Raw genomic sequence first — 19247 nt, forward strand, 5'->3', positions numbered from 1 at the left:
CCGGCCCCCTGCGGTGTTGGGGGGTGCCCCGGTGTTGGACCTACCCCCGTCCCCCCCCCGCGGGGCCCCCCCGCCGCGCCGGCCGGCCCGCCACGGGGCGGGCCCCAAGGCCGATCGTCCGGAAGGAGGGACGTCGATGAGCACGAAGGACTTCGTCGAGAAGGACTACTACAAGGTCCTCGGCGTCCCCAAGGACGCCACCGACGCCGAGATCAAGAAGGCGTACCGGAAGCTCGCCCGCGAGTTCCACCCGGACGCCAACAAGGGCGACGACAAGGCGGAGGAGCGCTTCAAGGAGATCTCCGAGGCGAACGACATCCTCGGCGACAGCAAGAAGCGCAAGGAGTACGACGAGGCGCGCGCCCTCTTCGGCAACGGCGGCTTCCGGGCCGGCCCTCCGGGCGCAGGAGGCAACTTCAACTTCGATCTGGGCGACCTCTTCGGAGGCACCCAGGGCGGGGGCCAGGGCGGCGGAGCCGGCGGTTTCGGCGGCGGCGGTCTGGGCGATGTCTTCGGCGGCCTGTTCAACCGGGGCGGTACGGGGACGCGGGTGCAGCCGCGCCGCGGCCAGGACATCGAGTCCGAGGTGACGCTCAGCTTCACCGAGGCGGTCGAGGGGGCCACGGTCCCGCTGCGGATGTCCAGCCAGGCGCCGTGCAAGGCGTGTTCCGGCACCGGTGACAAGAACGGCACCCCCAGGGTCTGCCCGACCTGTCTCGGCACCGGCCAGGTGTCGCGCGGCACCGGCGGCGGCTTCTCGCTCACCGATCCCTGCGTGGACTGCAAGGGCCGGGGCCTCATCGCCCAGGACCCCTGCGATGTCTGCAAGGGCAGCGGACGGGCGAAGTCCTCCCGGACCATGCAGGTCAGGATCCCGGCGGGCGTCTCGGACGGTCAGCGGATCCGGCTGCGCGGCAAGGGCGGTCCGGGCGAGCGCGGTGGACCGGCCGGCGATCTGTACGTCGTGGTCCATGTCGACGCCCACCCGGTCTTCGGCCGCAAGGGCGACAACCTCACGGTCACCGTGCCCGTCGACTTCACGGAGGCGGCGCTCGGCGGCGAGGTGAAGGTGCCCACGCTCGGCGGCCCGCCGGTCACCCTGAAACTGCCGGCCGGCACCCCCAACGGGCGCACGATGCGCGCCCGGGGCAAGGGTGCGGTACGCAAGGACGGCACCCGGGGCGACCTGCTGGTCACCGTCGAGGTGACGGTGCCCAGGGAGCTGGGCACCGAGGCCAGGGAAGCGCTGGAGGCTTACCGGAAGGCGACTGCGGGCCGTGACCCGCGGGCAGAACTCTTCCAGGCAGCGAAGGGAGCTTGAGGTGGACGGCCGACGACGCAATCCGTACGAACTGACCGATGAATCGCCGGTGTACGTGATCTCGATCGCGGCCCAGCTCTCGGGCCTCCATCCGCAGACACTGCGCCAGTACGACCGCCTCGGCCTGGTCTCGCCCGACCGCACGGCCGGGCGCGGCAGGCGCTACTCGGCCCGCGACATCGAGCTGCTGCGCACCGTGCAGCAGCTGTCGCAGGACGAGGGCATCAACCTCGCCGGCATCAAGCGCATCATCGAACTGGAGAACCAGGTCGCCGCCCTCCAGCAGCGCGTCGCCGAACTCTCGGCGGCGGTGGAGGGCGCGGCGGCGGCGATGCAGCAGCGCGAGGCCCAGGTGCATGCCTCGTACCGGCGCGATCTGGTGCCGTATCAGGATATGCAGCAGACCAGCGCGTTGATGGTCTGGCGGCCGAAGCGGCCGAAGGACTGAGCGGGTCCGGCGTACCCGCACCGTACGTACGAGGAAAGGGCCCGTCTCCCGTGAAGCGCACGGGGGACGGGCCCTGACCTTTCTACGTCCTTTCTCTGCAGGGGAGGGCAATCCCCCCTGCGTCCAGGGAGGTCACTTCCCCGAGGACTGCCAGAGCGTGAGAGCCAGCGCGGCGCACGAGGTGACCGCGGCCAGCGAGGGCAGCGGCCAGCGGGCCCGCTCAAGCGCGTCGAGGCGCTCCTCGTGCTCCCCGAGTGCTTTGTCGGTCTGGTCGACGCGTTGCAGCAGCAGTGCCAAATCACCTCGGGTAGTGGCGAATCCGACATCGACGGAGCGGTGCAGCCGCTCCAGTGCCACGTCCACGAGGTCGATGCCGATGTTCCGGTACGGGAGACGGGGTGAGGGGACGTCGGTGCAGCCGGTCACCGCCATGGCCGGGCAGCCTTCGCCGAGTGCCAGCGCCACGGGTGCCTCGCCGATGGTCAGGCAGGCGCCGGCCAGTCCGGTCATTCCGGTGGCGCCGGGGCCGCCGACCGGGGTGACGAAGGCGGCGCCCTCGGGGGCCGTACCTGTGACGGTCGTGCCGGACGCGGATTCGCTCGCGAGGTATCCCCCGTCCACGTCCTTCCAGTCCAGCTGGGCCGTGGACAGTCCGGCGATCCAGTCGGGCGGGAGCAGCCAGGAGACCTTCATGCCGGGCATCACGGGCCAGCCCGGCCAGACACCGTGCCGCCAGCCGATCCGGGTGGCGGCGTCCTCGCAGCTCCCCAGCACGACATCGTCGGTGAACGGGCTGATGGTGATCGACCCCTGCACGGTGAACCAGTGATCGGCGCCGCTGGGATGGGTGCTCTGGGCGGCGGCCTGATAGGGATCGAGCAGATTGACGGAGACGGGATCGAGTACGGCGACGGTCCGCCCCGCATACACATTGCGTCCCAGCATCCCCGGGCCGTTCACGCGCCGCGCGAGCCGCACCGGATGATCGGCGTCGGCGGGCTCCAGCCACTCCCAGGAGAACTTCAGCCTGCGCGCGGTACGGGCGGGTGCGATCGCGGTGATCTGCCCGTCCAGCGATTTGAACTCGGTGACGTTGAGTTCGGTACTGCGATCCCAGCTCCGGGCCGCCTGCGGGATTTCCCGCAGCAGTCCCGGCTTGCCTATCCACAGATTTCTGGCCACGAGTGCCTCACCTCCGGGCGAGCTTGCGCTGTCCGACGAGGACCGCGCGGGCGATGGTCTGCGAGTCCACCTCGATGTGGACGGGCCGCTCGGCGAGCCTTTCGACGGCTTGGGCGAGCCGGTGGAGGGCGGCGCCGCCGCCGGGGTGGTGGCCGAGCATGCGTTCCAGCCGGGAGAGCGGGATGACGGAGGCTGGCCTGGTCCCCGGTTCCCCAGACGGTCCGCGCGCTGGTGACGGTCGGAGTGTTCCTGGGCTGGCGTCCGCTGCTCATGGGCGCGGAACCAGCCGCCGTAGAATGGCTGTTGAGCGTCCCGGGTTTTCTGCTGCCGATGTTCGTGTATCTGTTCACCTCGGTAGGGACCATCGGCGACGACTGAGCGAGACGGGGCGGCCTGCGCGATCCGTCCGGTGCGCAGTGCCCCGGCGTAGAGCCGGAGTGCCGCCTCACGCAATTCGCCGTCTCTGTGGGAGTGTCCGAGTTCGTCCTCGTCTCTGCCCATCTGTGCCGCCCCACTTCTGGCAATGCAGCAAGATGACGGTGGTGAAGACGTAGCCGGAGAGGGACGCTCGTTGTGCCTGGTGATGAACCTCTCCGGTGCCGGGGGCCGCGGTCGTTCTCCCCCGTATTGCGGTTGCGGCCCCTTCAGTCGGGATCCTGCTCCAGGATCCCCGACCGGGCGATCAGGTAGCCGAGCTGGGCCCGGCTGCTGCTGCCGAGGGCGGCGTTCAGCTTGGCGACGTGCGCGCGGCAGGTACGGACGTTCATGCCGAGACGGCGGGCGATCGAGTCGTCGACATGACCCTCTACGAGGAGTTGGGCGATGGAGCGCTGAACACCGCTGATGCCCTTGGGGATCGGGTTGTACTTGACCTCTTCCAGGAGGGGAGCCGCGCGGGCCCAGAGTTGCTCGAAAACCTTGACGAGATACTCGACCAGTCCAGGGTGGCGCAGTTCCAGGGCGACTTGGCGGTCGTCCTGAGCGGGTATGAACGCGACCGTACGGTCGAAGACGATGAGTCGCTCTATGAGCTCCTCGAGCGTCCGGATCTCCACGTCGTCGTCGGCCATCCGCTCGGCGTAGGCCAGGGTGCCGGGGCTGTGACGTACCGTGTGCTGATAGAGAGTGCGAATGCTGACACCGCGGTCCACCACGGAGAGGCCCCTTTCCAGGGCTTCGCTGAGGCGGTCTTCGCTACGGCCGCCGCCGGGCTGGACGGTGAGGACTTCGGAGCGGCACTCCGCCGTGGCAAGATCGAGTGCCGCATTGATCCGGTTGACGCCCTCCAGCACGGTGATCGCGTGCGTGGTCGGCGGGTCCTGGGCGCTGATGTCCATGAACGGCTCGAAGGACTCGGCCAGCAGGACCGAATGTCGCCGGCGCTCCTGGATCTCGCGTTCTATGGGCTGCAGGCGCTTGGCCAGAGCGGCGGACGGCGGGACGGGCCGCAGCCAGTCGGCATCGTCGGGGTCGGGGTGGAGCAGGGCGAAGTCCATGAGGCAGGGCGCCGGTTCCACCTCGCTGCGGGCAATGCGTCCCGAGCGCAAAGCACTGGCGTAGAGACGGCCTCCGGCTTCACATAGTTCAGTGATCCCGTGAGGATGTGTCAGCTTTGTATCGCTTGTGACCATATTCTCCACCCCCCATGTTCCTGAACATGCAGGAACATGATGCATCGACTCGGTGGTGTTCGTGTGCCCAGGTGGGACATCGTCTTAGGTGCGGGGGAGAAGAATCCACAAGTGAGGACGAAGCCGACTATGTATAAGCGAATGCTTCGCTCGGCGCTTGCCGCCTCGTTCGTCGCGGCCCTGGGACTCGCGGTGCTGAGCGGCAGCGACATCGCCTGGAGCAGCGGGGCAGCATCCTCGCCGGACGACATTGCCTGGTCCACTCAGGCGTCTGCGCCGGGTGACATCGCGTGGTCCACTCAGGCGTCTGCGCCGGGTGACATCGCGTGGTCCACTCAGGCGTCTGCGCCGGGTGACATCGCCTGGTCCACCCAGGCATCGGCGCCGGGCGACATCGCCTGGAGCGTCGACGCGGCAGTCGAGCCCGGTGACATCGCCTGGTCCGAACCAACCCATCTGGGCGCATGACCATCCCGCCGGACGACCGGACCTTCCGGCGGGAAATGGCCACGGCCTACCGATCAGGCTGGCATTTCATCGATCTCGTCACTGCCATCCCCCGCTGTGGCGACTCGCTGATGGTCACTCTGTTCGGCGACCCCATCGTTGTCGCACGCGAAGACGACGACGAAGTGCGTGCCTACCGATGCCTCCGCAAGCCGCGTGGAGCTCCGCAGCCCGTTCGCTGTGCGATTCGGTACGACATGATTTTCGTCAACCTCGACCGGCGGGACCACCAGCTGTTCGAGCAAGAGACTATTTCCGCCACCCCCCGCAGTGCCTGAGCGATCCCCCGTCGTTACATGTCGCTCGGCACTCCCCCACACAACGGCGCCATCGTGACCTGAACACGATGGCGCCGTTGTGCTGCCCCGGGCCCCGGGCCCCGGGCCCCGGGAAGCCCCAAGAGTTCGCAGTCCTGCTCACGCCCTGCCGAGCGCCCGGTCCAGGGTGATCTCGATGACGACGCGGTCCGGGTTGGGTGCCGGTGTGCGTTCGTAGCGTTCCGCGTAGCGGCGTACCGCGTCGGCGATCACGTCCGGTTCCGTGCGTACCGTCGCGCGGCCCTCCAGGGTCGCCCAGCGGCCGCGGTCGACCTGGCAGGCCGCGACCCGGGCGCCGGCCGGGCCCGCGGCCAGGATGTTGGCGACCTTCTGGCTGCCCTTGTTGGTGATGACGCGGGCGAGCCCGGCCTCGGGGTCGTACGTCACGCCCACCGGCACCACGTGCGGCGTGCCGTCGGGGCGGGGCGTGGTCAGGGTGCACAGGTGGTACTCGCGCCAGAACGCGAGGTACTCGGGGCTCGGATTCGTCACGTCGACTGCCATGGGGAACAGGGTAGGGAGTGCGGATCCGTGGCCCGCCCCTGCGGTGGCGGAGGCCCTCTCCGGCCGGTTGACTCGGAATCGCACTCGAAAGAGCACTCGAAAGAGCACCCGGAAGAGGCGAGTGGGCTAGGTTGAGTGGAATAGACTCAACTTTGTGCACGTTGACTCAGTCAGCGTTGTGGAGAGAGCAGTCACCGCAAGGAGGAGAGAGCGCACGTGGACGCCGAGCTGACCAACAAGAGCCGGGACGCCATCAACGCGGCCACCAGCAGGGCCGTGAAGGACGGACACCCCGATCTGACCCCCGGGCATCTGCTGCTCGCGCTGCTCGCGGGCGAGGACAACGAGAACATCATCGACCTGCTCGCCGCCGTCGAGGCCGACCAGATCGCCGTACGCACCGAGACGGAGCGGCTCCTGGGCGCGGAGCCCAGCGTCACCGGGTCGACCGTCGCCCCTCCGCAGCCCAACCGCGAGCTGCTCGCCGTCATCGCGGACGCCGCGCAGCGCGCGAAGGAGCTCGGCGACGACTACATCTCCACCGAGCACCTGCTGATCGGGATCGCCGCCGAGGGCGGCCGCGCCGGTGAGATCCTGAGCGCTCAGGGGGCCAGTGCGAAGAGGCTGCTGGACGCGTTCGAGAAGAGCAGGGGAGGGCGCCGGGTGACCACACCCGACCCGGAGGGTCAGTACAAGGCCCTGGAGAAGTTCGGTACGGACTTCACGGCCGCCGCCAGGGAAGGCAAGCTCGACCCGGTCATCGGACGCGACCAGGAGATCCGGCGTGTCGTCCAGGTCCTGTCGAGGCGTACGAAGAACAACCCCGTACTCATCGGCGAGCCCGGCGTCGGCAAGACCGCCGTCGTCGAGGGGCTCGCCCAGCGCATCGTCAAGGGGGACGTCCCCGAGTCCCTGCGGAACAAGCGGCTCGTCTCGCTCGACCTCGGCGCGATGGTCGCGGGCGCCAAGTACCGCGGCGAGTTCGAGGAACGGCTGAAGACCGTTCTCTCCGAGATCAAGGAGAGCGACGGGCAGATCATCACCTTCATCGACGAGCTGCACACCGTCGTCGGCGCGGGCGCCGGCGGCGACTCCGCCATGGACGCGGGCAACATGCTCAAGCCGATGCTGGCCCGCGGCGAGCTCCGCATGGTCGGCGCGACGACGCTCGACGAGTACCGCGAGCGGATCGAGAAGGACGCCGCCCTGGAACGCCGCTTCCAGCAGGTGCTGGTGGCGGAGCCGAGCGTCGAGGACACCATCGCGATCCTGCGCGGCCTCAAGGGCCGTTACGAGGCCCACCACAAGGTCTCCATCGCGGACTCGGCGCTGGTGGCCGCCGCGACCCTGTCCGACCGCTACATCACCTCCCGCTTCCTCCCCGACAAGGCCATCGACCTGGTCGACGAGTCGGCGTCCCGGCTGCGCATGGAGATCGACTCCTCGCCCGTCGAGATCGACGAACTCCAGCGCGCCGTCGACCGCCTCCACATGGAGGAGCTGGCCCTCAAGAACGAGACCGACCCCGGCTCCAGGCAGCGCCTGGAGAAGCTCCGCCGCGACCTCGCCGACAAGGAGGAGGAGCTGCGCGGCCTGACCGCCCGCTGGGAGAAGGAGAAGCAGGGCCTCAACCGCGTCGGTGAACTGAAGGAACGCCTCGACGAACTGCACGGCCAGGCCGAACGCGCCCAGCGCGACGGTGACTTCGACACCGCTTCCAAGCTGCTGTACGGGGAGATCCCCGGCCTGGAGCGGGAACTGGCGGAGGCGACCGAGGCCGAGCAGGAGGCCGCCAAGGACACGATGGTGAAGGAGGAGGTCGGCCCGGACGACATCGCCGACGTGGTCGGCTCCTGGACCGGCATCCCGGCCGGCCGCCTGCTGGAGGGCGAGACCCAGAAGCTGCTCCGCATGGAGGGCGAGCTCGGCAAGCGCCTCATCGGGCAGACCGAGGCCGTACGGGCGGTGTCGGACGCGGTACGCCGTACCCGCGCCGGAATCGCCGACCCCGACCGGCCCACCGGCTCGTTCCTCTTCCTCGGCCCGACCGGTGTCGGCAAGACGGAGCTCGCGAAGGCGCTCGCCGACTTCCTGTTCGACGACGAGCGGGCCATGGTCCGCGTCGACATGAGCGAGTACAGCGAGAAGCACAGCGTGGCGCGACTCGTCGGCGCCCCGCCCGGCTACGTCGGCTACGAGGAGGGCGGCCAGCTGACGGAGGCGGTCCGCCGCCGCCCGTACAGCGTCGTCCTGCTGGACGAGGTCGAGAAGGCCCACCCCGAGGTCTTCGACATCCTGCTCCAGGTCCTCGACGACGGCCGGCTCACCGACGGACAGGGCCGGACGGTGGACTTCCGCAACACCATCCTGATCCTGACCTCCAACCTCGGCAGCCAGTTCCTGATGGACCCGCTGACCGAGCCCGAGGTGAAGAAGGAACAGGTCCTGGAGGTCGTACGGGCCTCGTTCAAGCCGGAGTTCCTCAACCGGCTCGACGACCTGGTGGTCTTCTCCGCCCTGTCCGGCGACGAGCTCTCGCACATCGCGAAGCTCCAGATCGACCGGCTCGCGGGGCGTCTGGCCGAGCGCAGGCTCACCCTGGACGTCACGCCGGAGGCCCTGGCCTGGCTGGCCGAGGAGGGCAACGATCCGGCCTACGGAGCACGGCCGCTGCGCCGCCTCATCCAGACGGCGATCGGCGACCGGCTCGCGAAGGAGATCCTGGCGGGCGAGGTCAAGGACGGGGACACCGTCCGGGTGGACCGGGTCGGGGACGGCCTGCTCGTCGGCCCCGCGACCTCGGGGAAGACCTTGTAGACCCTGTGGACGGCGTACGACCGGACGGCGTACGACCGGACGGCGTACGACCTGTTCGACGTCATGTCCCCGGCCGGAAGACCACGCGTCCCGGCTGGGGACTCGTCGTCCGCGCCGCAGTGCAATTGAAGAAGAATTGCGGCGATTTCCGGAGAACGGGAAAAACGGGAAATCGATCGCCGTCATCGGTGATCCGTTGTTCAACGTCGATATTGAGCCGAACGTCCCACTCCGCATCGAGGAGCGGATTCACGTCACCTTGCTCTGCCCCAGGTCGCACCACCCTGCCCCTGCAACGGGACAGATGCCCGGATGCCCGCAACGCCTGCCCGGGTCCACGTGAATGATCAGGACACTGCGAGCCGCCTTCCGCGACCTGTTCGCAAGGACGAACAGATACCGAATTCGGCAGCCGGTAGGGTGCCCGCATGGTCGAGCGGATAAGCGATGAGATAAGTCCAGGTCCCAAAAAGCCCAGACGTGACAATCTCATTCACCTCAGCGAATTTCGTACTCTCTGGGCCGCTTATGCTCAGTCGATCCTGGGCGACCAGTTGGCACGTGTGGCCCTGTCGTTGCTGGTGTTCGAACGCACCGACTCGCCCGGATGGACCGCGGCGACGTATGCGCTGACCACCTTGCCCGCTCTGCTGTCCGGGGTGCTCCTGTCCGGCCTGGCGGACCGTTTCCCCCGGCGTACGGTCATGATCGGATGCGACCTGGTGCGGGCGGTGCTGGTCGCGCTGATGGCCCTGCCCGGGACGCCGTTGCCGCTGCTGGCCGGGCTGCTGGTGCTGGCGCAGCTGGCCGAGGCACCCTTCGGCGCTGCGCAGGGCGCCCTGCTGCCGACCGTGCTCGGCGAGCAGAGATACGAGCGGGGCCAGCGAGTCATGCTGATCACTCACCAGGCCGGACAGCTGGTCGGTTTCGCCGGCGGGGGTGTGCTGGTCGTATGGCTGGGCAGTCACCTCTCCCTGGGTGTGAACGCGGTGACTTTCCTTCTCTCGGCGACCCTGGTCAGGTTCGGCGTAAAGGCCCGTCCCGCGGCGGGTGCCGACGAGCGGAAGAAGCGGCTCGGCGCTCAGGTCGGGGGTGCGGCCGCACTGATCTGGTCGGATCGCAGGCTGCGGTCGCTGGTCGCGCTGGGGTGGCTCGCGGGGTTCATCGTCCTGCCGGAGGGGCTGGCCGCCCCCTTCGCGGACGAGGTCGGCGGCGGCGCCGCCTCGGTGGGACTCCTGCTCGCCGCGCATCCGGCGGGAATGGTGCTGGGTGCAGCTCTTCTGGGGCGCGCTCAGGTCGGGGACGAGTGGCGGCGCCGCCTGCTCGGGCCGTTGGCGGTCGGCGCGAATCTGCCGCTGCTCATCTACTGGCTCGGTCCCGGCGTAGGTGTGGCCGTGCTCGTGTTGATGGCGTCAGGGGTGTGCTCCGCCTATCAGATCACCGCCGGAGCCACCTTCGTACTCCTGACCCCGGCCGGCCAGCGTGGCCAGGCGCTGGGGCTCGCCAGGTCGGGGCTGATCGCCATGCAGGGGATCGGTGTCGCCACGGGTGGCCTGGCAGCGGAGCTGTCCGGGTCGTCGGCGGACACCATCGGTGCGTCCGGACTCCTCGGAGTGTTGTGTGCGATCCCTGTCGCCGTTGCCTGGTCGCGGGCGCGGGAGGCTGATGCGGGGACGATTCCCCGGAGGGCGTAGAACTACTGGCCGTCAAACGCGGCTAGGGTCGACGGAAGGAAACCACGTGCGATCCACAGGAGTACCCAGCGATGTCTATCGATCCTTCCTCGATTCCTAATTTCGGGGGCCAGCCCGAACCGCAGGCGGCAGGACCCGAGGGCCCCGTTGTCCCTGACCAGGACCTCGTCAAGCAGCTCCTCGAACAGATGGAGCTGAAGTACGTCGTCGACGACGAGGGCGACCTCGCGGCGCCGTGGGAAGACTTCCGCACGTACTTCATGTTCCGCGGCGAGGACGAGCAGCAGGTCTTCTCGGTCCGTACGTTCTACGACCGCCCGCACGCCGCGGACCAGCGTCCGGTCCTTCTCGACGCGATCGACGACTGGAACCGCCGCACCCTGTGGCCCAAGGTCTACACGCACACCCACGAGCCCGAGGAGGGCTCCGAGGACACCGAGGCCTCGGTCCGTCTGATCGGTGAGGCGCAGATGCTCATCGGTACGGGCGTCAGCCTGGAGCACTTCGTCTCGTCGACGGTCAGCTGGGTGCGCGCCTCGATCGAGTTCGACAAGTGGCTGCAGGAGCGTCTGGGCCTGACGCCGGCCGAGGAGAAGCCGGACGGCGGGGACCCGACCCCTCCGGGCGCCTGAGCCCCGCACGGCAGTGACATCCCGGCCCGGGGCGGCGGTCTTCATGACCACCGCCCCGGGCCGGACCGCGTTCCGCTACAGCCGCTTCAGCCGGGACACCGCCTCGGCCGGCACGTCGTCACGCTTGCAGAAGGCGAACCGTACGAACGGCGCACCCTGCTCCCGGTGGTCGTAGAAGACCGCGTTCGGGATGGCGACGACGCCGCACCGCTCGGGCAGGGACCGGCAGAACGCGAAGCCGTCGCTCTCGCCGAGAGGGCGGATGCCGGTGGTGACGAAGTAGGTGCCGGCCGGGCGGTAGACCTCGAAACCGGCCTCGGTGAGCCCGTCGCTCAGCAGATCCCGCTCGGCCCGCAGCTCGGCGCGCAGCCCGTCGTAGTAGCTGTCGGGCAGGCGCAGCGCCTCGGCGACCGCGTACTGGAACGGGCCCGCGGACACGTACGTCAGGAACTGCTTCGCCGAACGGACGGCGGTCACCAGCTCGGGGTTCGCGGTGACCCAGGCCACCCCTTGTTCGTAACTCATTCGCGTGTCGCGCCACATGCCCACCAGGGGCCTCTCCAGTACCACCGGTGAGCCGGCCGCCATCTACTGCCGGATATCCCAGGCGGACGACGACGACCAGACCGGCGTCGACCGTCAGGAACGCATCTGCTCCGGTTCGGTGAGGGAACGGTCACTCCGGAGCCGGTGATGGGCTGTTGCGGGCCATGGAGGCCTGGTCGCAGGCCTGATCAGGGCGTCGGCCCGCCACTTTCGTCACTGTTCCGCAACAGGCGTGAACCGCCCCGCCAGGTGCCCCGTACAGCCCGGTGTGCGCGGCTCAGCGACCGCGGCGACCCGAGACGAGAGAAGGAACCGGCATGGACGGCGGCAAAATCAAGATCAGCCCGGAAGAGATGCGGGAGGCGTCGACCTGGCTGCAGCACCAGAAGGAACTGATGCAGCAGAGCCTCCACGAGGCCAACACCAAGATGGACGAGATGGTCGAGGCGGCCTACGCGACGCCGGGCTCCGAGAGCAAGTTCCGTCCGTTCTGGGAGGAGTACAAGAACGGCACCGACAAGGCGATCGAGGGCCTGCAGGGCGTCAGCGAGTTCATCAAGCAGGTCGCCGAGGCGTTCGTCGACACCGACGACCAGACGTCCGGCTCCATCGGCTGACGTGCCCTTGTGTCCGGTCCCGCCCTTCTGCGGGGGGACCGGACGGCGGCCGGAGAGGAGGAACCGATGACCCGCATCAGCATCCCCCTTGATGACCTGAACGAGACGGTCAAGTCACTTGAGGACATCGGGCAGCGGATCAACAACACCGCGCGGCTCAGCGACGTCGGATCGAAGGACGATGTGGGCGATTCGACGCTCGCCGACTCCCTCGCCGACTTCGACGGCGCATGGGGCAGGGGCCACGAGAAGGTGCAGGACAACGTGAAGGTCTTCTCCGAGAACACGAAGAAGATCACCGACGCCTTCATGCAGACGGACGACGAGACCGTCAAGGTGCTGGACGACTCCAAGAAGACCTGACGAGAGCCTGCTGGCAGAAAGGACATGCGTCATGACGCATCCGGTCACGGACCGGGCTACGGGGGCGCCCGCGCACTACAAGCTGCGCTACCCCGGCTCCTGGTGGTACCTGGACCTCGACCCGAGCACCCGGGACGCGTCCATCCGCCGCCGTATCGAGCACCAGGCGAAGGGGGTTCCGCAGCTCACCCGCGAGCGGCTCGACGGCCTGATCCGCGACACCCGCCGGACCGCCCGCGAGGCCTACGCCCGGGGGGCGCTCCAGGCGGCGGGGATGGTCGGGTTCCCCGGCGGGGACGCGATGCTCAGCGCCACGTCCGTCGTGCTGCGGATGCCCGTGCCGGAGGACCAGTCGGCGGATCTGGCCGAGGTGCTGTTCGGGGCGAGCATGCAGGCCGGGGACCCGCAGAGCAGCGGGTACCCGCCGCGCGAGGTGGATCTGCTGGAGCTTCCGGACGTCGGACCGGTCGGGCGGATCGCCTCGATCGAGGACATCGACTACAAGGGCACGCCGGTGCGTACGGCGCTGCTGCACACGCTGTTCCCGATCCCGAACCGCCGGGAATACCTGCTGGTCTCCAGCTCCACGCCCAATGTGGAGCTCAAGGACCAGTTCTTCGAGGTGTTCGACGCCATCGCGGGGACGCTGCGCTTCGTGGAAGTCAAGGGCAAGGGCACGGCTGTGCCGGCCGCACAGAGCCCGCAGGGCACGGACGAGAACGGAAAGTGAGGGCGTGGCAATGGTGCGGCCAGCGGTGTCCGACTGGGAGACGGTCTTCGGGTTCTCGGACGACCCGACGCCGGGCGATGCGGAGATGCTCGGGAAGCTCGCGGGCCAGTACCGGTCCGTCGCTGACGACGCGGACCAGGCGCTCCCCATCGTCAGCGGCCTGAAGAACAGCCAGCTCGGCGAGGGCAAGGCCATGGAGAAACTCCGGAACAAGCTCGGGGACCTGGCCAATCAGGTGGAGAAGCTGCACAGTTCGTACGACAAGGCGGCCCGCGCGCTGGACACCTACGCCGACCAGCTGGGGGACCATCAGCGCAAGGCCGACAACGCCCTGGTCGACGGACGGGACGCCAAGGAGCGGCTGCAGCGGGCCACCGATGCCGCCGCCGCGGCGGGGTCCGTGATCAGCGGCCTGGACGCGGCGGACCCGCCCCCGCCGGACGACGAGGCGGCCCGGCGCAGTGCGCGGCAGGCCATGGAGAATGCCCGGAACGACCAGTCCGCGGCGCAGGGGGGCGCCGACAGCGCCCAGCAGGATCTCGACGCCGCCCGCATGCTTGCCGAGGACGCGCGGGAGCTGCGCGAGACGGACGCCTCGACGGCGGCCCGCGCCCTGGACGACGCGACGAGCGAGGCGGTCCCGGGCAAGAGCCTGTGGGAGAAGATCAAGGACATCTTCAAGAAGGTGCTCGGCTTCATCAGCGCCGCCCTGGGCATCATCGCCATGCTCATCCCCGGATTGCAGGGCCTGGGGCTCATCCTGACGATCGCCAGTGTGGTCACCGCTGCCATCCCCTTCATCATGAATATCGTCGACAGTATTCAGTCGGGCGAGTGGGATGTGCTCGACATGGTCCTCAGCGGCCTGGGGCTGGTGCTCGGCGGCGTCGGCCTGATCAAGATCGCCAATCTGGGCGGGATCGCGAACACCCTCAAGTCCGTCACGAACGACCTCAAGACGATCCAGATCAACATCAAGAGCGTGGTCCCTGTCATCAAGTCGTTCACCGGGTTCAAGAACCCGGGCGACCTGGTCGCGAACCTGCTGAAGAACGTGCCGGGTGGAGTGTTGAAGACACCGGACATCCTGAAGCGGCTGCCGGACCTCACCAACATCTGGACGAAGACGGCGGGGTGGATCGACCAGAGCTCGAACCTCATCGGACTGGCCGGCCTCGCCTGGGCGATCAACGGCGCCGTCCCCAACGGGACGAAGGGCACGATCAAGCACGACCCCAGCTACGTGGAGGGATCGACCTGATCCGGGCCGCGTCCCGTCCTGCGTGAGGGCTCCCGCCCCGGCCGTCGCCGGGGCGGGAGCCCTCTGCCGTGGGACCTCAGGGCCGGTGTCGGACCCCCCGCACAGGCGCTCAGCTTCCGGCCGGCGGAAGCACCGTCCCCGGGACCTGGACGGTGCGCAGCACGCCGTCGCCCAGGTGCAGGATTGCCCGCCCCGGGCGGGTCGCACCCAGGCGGCTGCGGGGCACCTTGACGCCGATCAGTTCGCCGTCGCTCATGTTCTGCGGCTTCAGCAGCAGACCGCACCGGTTGCGGCGGGCCTCGGTGTGCCAGCCGGAGAAGCCGGAGGAGAGCCGGTCGGTCTGCCCGGAGATCACCAGGCCCCGGCCGTTCTCGGCACCGGACTTGGCGATCTGGGTGAGGACGGGCTCGGCCTTCGTCTTCAGCAGCAGGTCGGCGTCGTCCAGGATCACCACGGCCCCCTGCGGCGAGGACGCCAGCGCCTCCTCCAGCGCGGTGGGGTCGATGTCGGACTCGTCGAAGACCGCGAGCACCCCGGGCCGTCCGGCGAGTTGGCGCAGCTGCGACCTGGCGGGCGCGCCGACGACGACGGGCGTCCCGGCCGACAGCAGCGACAGTGCCAGCGTCGCCAGGACGGTGCTGCGGCCGGAACGGGCGGGCCCGGCGACGAGGAAGGTCGACGTGATGGCGAAGTCCGGGCCGAACGCGGTGAGTTCGTCGCCGCCGACACCGGACAGGGCCCACCGTGCGGACGGCAGCGGCTGCGGCACGTACCGGATCGCCTCCTCCCAGGTGAGCCGGTCCGGCAGGGTGTCGACGCGGAACGGGCGGGTGGAGTCCGGCAGCTGGGCCGCCCGCTCGCGGCAGTACTCGGCGATCTGCTGGAGCGCCACGGCCTGCGCCTGGCCTTCCGGGTTGTCCGTGAGGAGCGCGATCTGCACCTCCGCCTTGTCGGCGGCACGGAACGCGCGGCCCGGCGGGATCTCGTCGGGCACGTTGCGCTGGGTGATGCCGATCATCCCGTACTCGGACTTCTCGTTCAGCTTCAGCACGAGCTTGTCCTCGGTGGAGCCGTTGACCCGGCTGGAGAACAGCGCCCGGTCACCGGTCATCACCAGGTGGATGCCGGCGCTCGCGCCGTCCCGGAGCAGGGTCAGCACGGAGCTCAGCAGGTTCCCGGAGTCGTACTCGCCGAGCTGCTTGTCGAAGACCTCCCACCGGTCGATGAACAGCAGGATGTGCGGCGGCCGTTCGGCCTCCGGCAGTGCGCGGCGGAGCTCCGGCAGGTCGGCGCTGCCGCGGGCGGCGAGCATCTCCTGACGCCGGGTCAGCTCCCCGGACAGCCGGGCGAGCAGCCGGGCCACCCGGTCGGGCTGGGTGCGCTGGGTGATGGCCCCGCAGTGCGGCAGCCCCTCGATGGGCAGCAGCGCGCCGTTGCCGCAGTCGATGCCGTACATGTGCAGGCGGTCCGGGGAATGGGCGGAGGCCAGGGTGCCGGCGATGGTGCGCAGTGTCTGCGACCTGCCCTGCCGGGGCGAGCCGATGATGTGCAGGTGCCCGAGCGTCGCCGGGTCGATCACCAGGGGCAGCCGGGCCTGTTGTGCGGGCAGGTCCACCACGCCGTACGCGACGGGCGCGAGGTCGTAGCCCGAGGGCGGGGGCGCCGGCAGTTCGCCGGTGACCAGGACCTCGGGCAGCGGCGGGAGCCAGGGGCTGTGCTGCGCGGGGATGCCCATCTCCCGGTCCGCTTCGCGGATCGCCGTGACGAGCCCGGTGAGGTCGGTCTCCACCTCGGCGGGTACGGCCGCGCCGCGGGGCCGCGCCGGGAGCGGCTCGCCGAGCCGTTCCCAGCCGACCATCACCGCCCAGGGTGCCGGCAGCGACGTCGCCGCGGCACCGGGCCGACGGCCGCCGACCCGTCCGGACTGGAACGGCACGAGGGAGTTCTGGCCCAGGCGCACATAGGCGCGGCCGGGGGTGCCCTGCGAGATCCCGGCGGCCTCGGCGGAGTTGAGGACGTCCTGGCTCTCGCCGGCGTCCGTCACCCGGAGCGCGATGCGCAGGTTGGTGTTGGCGCGGATCTCCGAGGAGACGACGCCGCTGGGGCGCTGCGTCGCCAGGATCAGGTGGATGCCGAGGCTGCGGCCCCGCTGGGCGATGTTGACCAGGCCCTTCACGAAGTCCGGCAGGTCGCGCACCATCGAGGCGAACTCGTCGATGACGATGAGCAGCCGGGGCATCGGCGCGCGGCCCGCCGGGTTGCGCTCCAGCAGTTCGACGTAGTCCTCGATGTCCTTGGCGCCGGCCGCGGCGAGGATGTGCTCGCGCCGGGTGAGTTCCGCCGTCAGCGACACCAGGGCCCGCTCGACGAGGTGGGCGTCGAGGTCGGTGACCATGCCGACGGTGTGCGGCAGGTCGACGCAGTCCTTGAACGCGGAGCCGCCCTTGTAGTCGACCAGGACGAACGTCATCGCGTCCGGACGGTTCGCCACCGCGAGCGAGGCGACCAGCGTCTGGAGGAGTTCGGACTTGCCGGAGCCGGTGGTGCCGGCGACCAGCCCGTGCGGGCCGTCGCGCCGCAGGTCCAGGTAGAACGGGCCGTCCAGGGAGACGCCGACGGCCGCCCGGGTCGAGCGGCCCCCGGCCGTCCAGCGCGCCCGGATGCCGGCGGCCTGCGGCGGGTCGAGGGCGAGGACGTCGAGCAGCCGCGCGGAGCCGGGAAGCACCGCGGCCTCCTCGTCGGCCCCGCCCGGGTCCCGCAGCGGGCCCATCGCGCGGGCCAGCGAACGGCACCAGTCCAGGGACACCGCGTCGGGCCGGATGCCCCCGACGGTGCCCCTCCCGGAGCGTCCCACCCGTACGGTTCCGCCGGGCTCCTCGGCGACGACGGCGTGGCACTCCTCGGGCAGCAGCCGCTCCTCGGCGTCCAGGCAGACCGCGCGGACGCCGACGGCCGGTCCGTCGCGCAGGATCTGCGCCACGCCGGGCAGCGAACGCAGCCTGCGGGCTCCGTCGAGGATGACGAGCACGTCGGGCCCGGCGGGCCGGCTCCGCCGGTCCTTCCGTCCGGCGCGCTCGACGATCAGCGCGGTGAGTTCGGCGACCCGCCGGGCGCAGGTCTCCGCGCCGTAGCCGATGCTGGCCGGGGTGTCGCCGGACTTCTTGCGCACATGCGGCAGCCAGCGCAGCCAGGACCAGCCGTCCCGGCCCCGTTCGCCGGTCGTCAGCAGATGGATCTGGAGGTCACGGGGGCTGTGCAGGACGGCGGCCTGGGCGACCGCCCAGCGCGCCACGGCGCGCGCGGCCGGGCCCTCGCCGGCGATGCCCAGGACGTCGTGCTCCCGCAGCGGAACGGTCACCGGGACGTCGTACGCGGTCCGCGGGTCCTCGCGGCGGTGTTCGTCCTTCGTCGGGTCCTGGAGCACCACGTCGGAGGCCAGATCGGCGGTTCCGATGCGCAGTTCGAGGAAGTCGGCGTCGGAGGTACGGCGTTCCCACAGGCGGCGCCGGGGGCCGACGGCGATCAGGATGACCTCGGCCGGGTCCGGGAATCCGTGGCGCCGGGCGGTGCGTTCGGCCGCCAGGGCCTTCGCCGCGTCGCCCTCGATGCGTGCCTTCTTCTCCTCGTAGGCGGCGACACTGCCGGAGTGGGTCTGGCGCCCGGTGCGCCGGCTCATCAGATAGTTGCCGAGGATCGCGACCGGGGAGAGCAGCCCGAACAGCAGCATCGACATACGGTCGAATATCAGCGCCCCGGCCCCCGCCATCACCAGCGGGGCCGCCGCGGTGATCCACGGGAGCGGCCGGGCGGCGGGCGGGGCGGGCGGGGAGGGCAGGGTGAAGCGGGTGGCGTTCTCGGCCGGCCGCAGCCGCGGCGGCCGGTTGTAGTCCCAGCCGGTGCCGTCCTCCGACGGCTGCACGGCCGCGTCCGGCTTCTGCGGGAGGGCGAGTTCGAGCAGGCTTTCTCCGACGAGGAGCTGTGCGCCGGCCGGCCAGGCGGTCGCCTCGGCGAGGTCCTCGCGGTCCAGTTGCAGGGTGCCGCCGCCCGGCGCGGAGGCGTCGGGCGTGATACGGCAGCGTCCTTGGGGGCCCACCGCCAGGACGGCGAACGGACGGTCCGGTACGGCGCGCAGCACCTGGGCGGTCCCGTCGTGGGCCAGCCCGATCCGGTACTCCCCCATGTCGAGCCGGTGTACGGTCCCCGCGCCGGTCCCGCCGACCGTACGGACCTCCACCAGCCCGGCCGGTTCGGCCGACACGGTGCCCGCCGGGCGGCCCAGGCCCACGATGGCCGCGTGGTGCAGCGGCGCGTCCCGCAGCCGCATATCGGCGGGCAGCAGCCGGTCGCCGGCGTACAGGCCGAGGCCCTCCGGGGGCCGGTGGATGCCTCCTGCCCCGGCCAGCGCCTCCGCGACAGCGCGCACAGGCGTGTCGGGATCGGCGTCGAGGTGGACGTCGAACGCGTCACCGCCCTCCTCGACCACGGTCAACATCAACGACACGAGAACGTCCTCCAGCCGGCGTGAATGGGGGCCTCGGCAGCCGCACTCGGCGGCTGCCGTGCCACTGACGGGACCTACGGCGCCCGTCGGCGGATGGTTCACCCGGCGCACCGGTGAACACGAGCCACTGACCCGGCCGTGCCAACACGGCCCGGTCGGCAGTGGAAGGGTCCGGC

17 protein-coding genes and 1 pseudogene are annotated in these 19247 nt (G+C 70.2%); 12 read left to right on the forward strand and 6 right to left on the reverse strand.

The features are described 5' to 3' along the window. Positions 1–136: 136 nt before the first annotated feature. Positions 137–1321, forward strand: coding sequence for a molecular chaperone DnaJ (dnaJ, locus tag ACFVV1_RS06000; protein WP_389985053.1), 1185 nt, complete (start codon positions 137–139; stop codon positions 1319–1321). Between the two features lies 1 nt (position 1322). Next, positions 1323–1769: a heat shock protein transcriptional repressor HspR gene (locus tag ACFVV1_RS06005; protein WP_389985056.1), complete on the forward strand. Its 447-nt coding sequence runs from the start codon at positions 1323–1325 to the stop codon at positions 1767–1769. A 132-nt stretch (positions 1770–1901) separates the two neighbouring features. Here ACFVV1_RS06005 and ACFVV1_RS06010 read toward each other — a convergent pair whose 3' ends face one another. Both ACFVV1_RS06010 and ACFVV1_RS06015 read right to left on the reverse strand, forming a co-directional pair. Beyond that, positions 1902–2951 (reverse strand): hypothetical protein, encoded by a 1050-nt coding sequence (locus ACFVV1_RS06010; RefSeq protein ID WP_389985059.1) that lies wholly within the window; start codon positions 2949–2951, stop codon positions 1902–1904. A gap of 7 nt (positions 2952–2958) precedes the next feature. Further along, a complete protein-coding gene (locus tag ACFVV1_RS06015; RefSeq protein WP_389985062.1) occupies positions 2959–3111 on the reverse strand; it encodes a hypothetical protein in 153 nt (50 codons plus the stop codon). Positions 3112–3182: 71 nt separating this feature from the next. Between ACFVV1_RS06015 and ACFVV1_RS06020 the strand changes: the two genes are divergently transcribed. Continuing rightward, the gene (locus ACFVV1_RS06020) at positions 3183–3329 is read left to right on the forward strand and encodes a hypothetical protein (RefSeq protein WP_389985065.1); all 147 of its coding nucleotides are present in this window, start codon (positions 3183–3185) and stop codon (positions 3327–3329) included. A 266-nt stretch (positions 3330–3595) separates the two neighbouring features. Here ACFVV1_RS06020 and ACFVV1_RS06025 read toward each other — a convergent pair whose 3' ends face one another. Beyond that, a complete protein-coding gene (locus ACFVV1_RS06025) occupies positions 3596–4582 on the reverse strand; it encodes a helix-turn-helix transcriptional regulator (RefSeq protein ID WP_389985068.1) in 987 nt (328 codons plus the stop codon). A 129-nt stretch (positions 4583–4711) separates the two neighbouring features. Here ACFVV1_RS06025 and ACFVV1_RS06030 point away from each other — a divergent pair, with 129 nt between their 5' ends. After that, positions 4712–5050 (forward strand): 5'-nucleotidase, encoded by a 339-nt coding sequence (locus ACFVV1_RS06030; protein WP_389985071.1) that lies wholly within the window; start codon positions 4712–4714, stop codon positions 5048–5050. Continuing rightward, a complete protein-coding gene (locus ACFVV1_RS06035; RefSeq protein WP_389985074.1) occupies positions 5047–5367 on the forward strand; it encodes a (2Fe-2S)-binding protein in 321 nt (106 codons plus the stop codon). The genes ACFVV1_RS06030 and ACFVV1_RS06035 overlap by 4 nt, the downstream gene beginning before the upstream one ends. Positions 5368–5505: 138 nt before the next feature. Here the strand turns inward: ACFVV1_RS06035 and ACFVV1_RS06040 are convergent, their stop codons facing one another. After that, positions 5506–5910, reverse strand: a complete 405-nt coding sequence (locus tag ACFVV1_RS06040; RefSeq protein WP_327274352.1) for a TIGR03618 family F420-dependent PPOX class oxidoreductase — start codon at positions 5908–5910, stop codon at positions 5506–5508. Positions 5911–6126: 216 nt separating this feature from the next. Here ACFVV1_RS06040 and clpB point away from each other — a divergent pair, with 216 nt between their 5' ends. From clpB to ACFVV1_RS06055, 3 genes are all read left to right on the forward strand, one after another. Beyond that, the gene (gene clpB, locus ACFVV1_RS06045; RefSeq protein ID WP_389985077.1) at positions 6127–8727 is read left to right on the forward strand and encodes an ATP-dependent chaperone ClpB; all 2601 of its coding nucleotides are present in this window, start codon (positions 6127–6129) and stop codon (positions 8725–8727) included. Between the two features lie 428 nt (positions 8728–9155). Beyond that, positions 9156–10421: an MFS transporter gene (locus ACFVV1_RS06050; RefSeq protein ID WP_389985080.1), complete on the forward strand. Its 1266-nt coding sequence runs from the start codon at positions 9156–9158 to the stop codon at positions 10419–10421. Between the two features lie 71 nt (positions 10422–10492). Next, positions 10493–11053, forward strand: a complete 561-nt coding sequence (locus ACFVV1_RS06055; protein WP_389985083.1) for a YbjN domain-containing protein — start codon at positions 10493–10495, stop codon at positions 11051–11053. 75 nt (positions 11054–11128) lie between these two features. Here the strand turns inward: ACFVV1_RS06055 and ACFVV1_RS06060 are convergent. Beyond that, a pseudogene (locus ACFVV1_RS06060) lies at positions 11129–11560 on the reverse strand (aminotransferase class I/II-fold pyridoxal phosphate-dependent enzyme); the annotation flags it as partial. 356 nt (positions 11561–11916) lie between these two features. Here ACFVV1_RS06060 and ACFVV1_RS06065 point away from each other — a divergent pair. The 4 genes from ACFVV1_RS06065 to ACFVV1_RS06080 all read left to right on the forward strand — a co-directional run bounded on the left by ACFVV1_RS06065 (position 11917) and on the right by ACFVV1_RS06080 (position 14570). Next, a complete protein-coding gene (locus ACFVV1_RS06065) occupies positions 11917–12216 on the forward strand; it encodes a WXG100 family type VII secretion target (RefSeq protein WP_389985086.1) in 300 nt (99 codons plus the stop codon). A 66-nt stretch (positions 12217–12282) separates the two neighbouring features. Further along, on the forward strand, positions 12283–12579 hold the full coding sequence (locus ACFVV1_RS06070) for a hypothetical protein (RefSeq protein WP_389985089.1): 297 nt from the start codon (positions 12283–12285) through the stop codon (positions 12577–12579). Between the two features lie 31 nt (positions 12580–12610). After that, positions 12611–13309, forward strand: coding sequence for a hypothetical protein (locus ACFVV1_RS06075; protein ID WP_389985092.1), 699 nt, complete (start codon positions 12611–12613; stop codon positions 13307–13309). Between the two features lie 25 nt (positions 13310–13334). Next, positions 13335–14570 carry a hypothetical protein gene (locus tag ACFVV1_RS06080; protein ID WP_389985095.1) on the forward strand — a complete coding sequence of 412 codons (1236 nt, stop codon included), beginning with the start codon at positions 13335–13337 and terminating at the stop codon, positions 14568–14570. A gap of 109 nt (positions 14571–14679) precedes the next feature. Here ACFVV1_RS06080 and ACFVV1_RS06085 read toward each other — a convergent pair whose 3' ends face one another. Beyond that, entirely contained in the window at positions 14680–19062 is a 4383-nt protein-coding gene (locus tag ACFVV1_RS06085) for an FtsK/SpoIIIE domain-containing protein (RefSeq protein ID WP_389985176.1), read from the reverse strand. Between the last annotated feature and the right edge of the window lie 185 nt (positions 19063–19247).

The organism is Streptomyces sp. NPDC058092, from assembly GCF_042884935.1.
Taxonomy (GTDB): Bacteria; Actinomycetota; Actinomycetes; order Streptomycetales; family Streptomycetaceae; genus Streptomyces.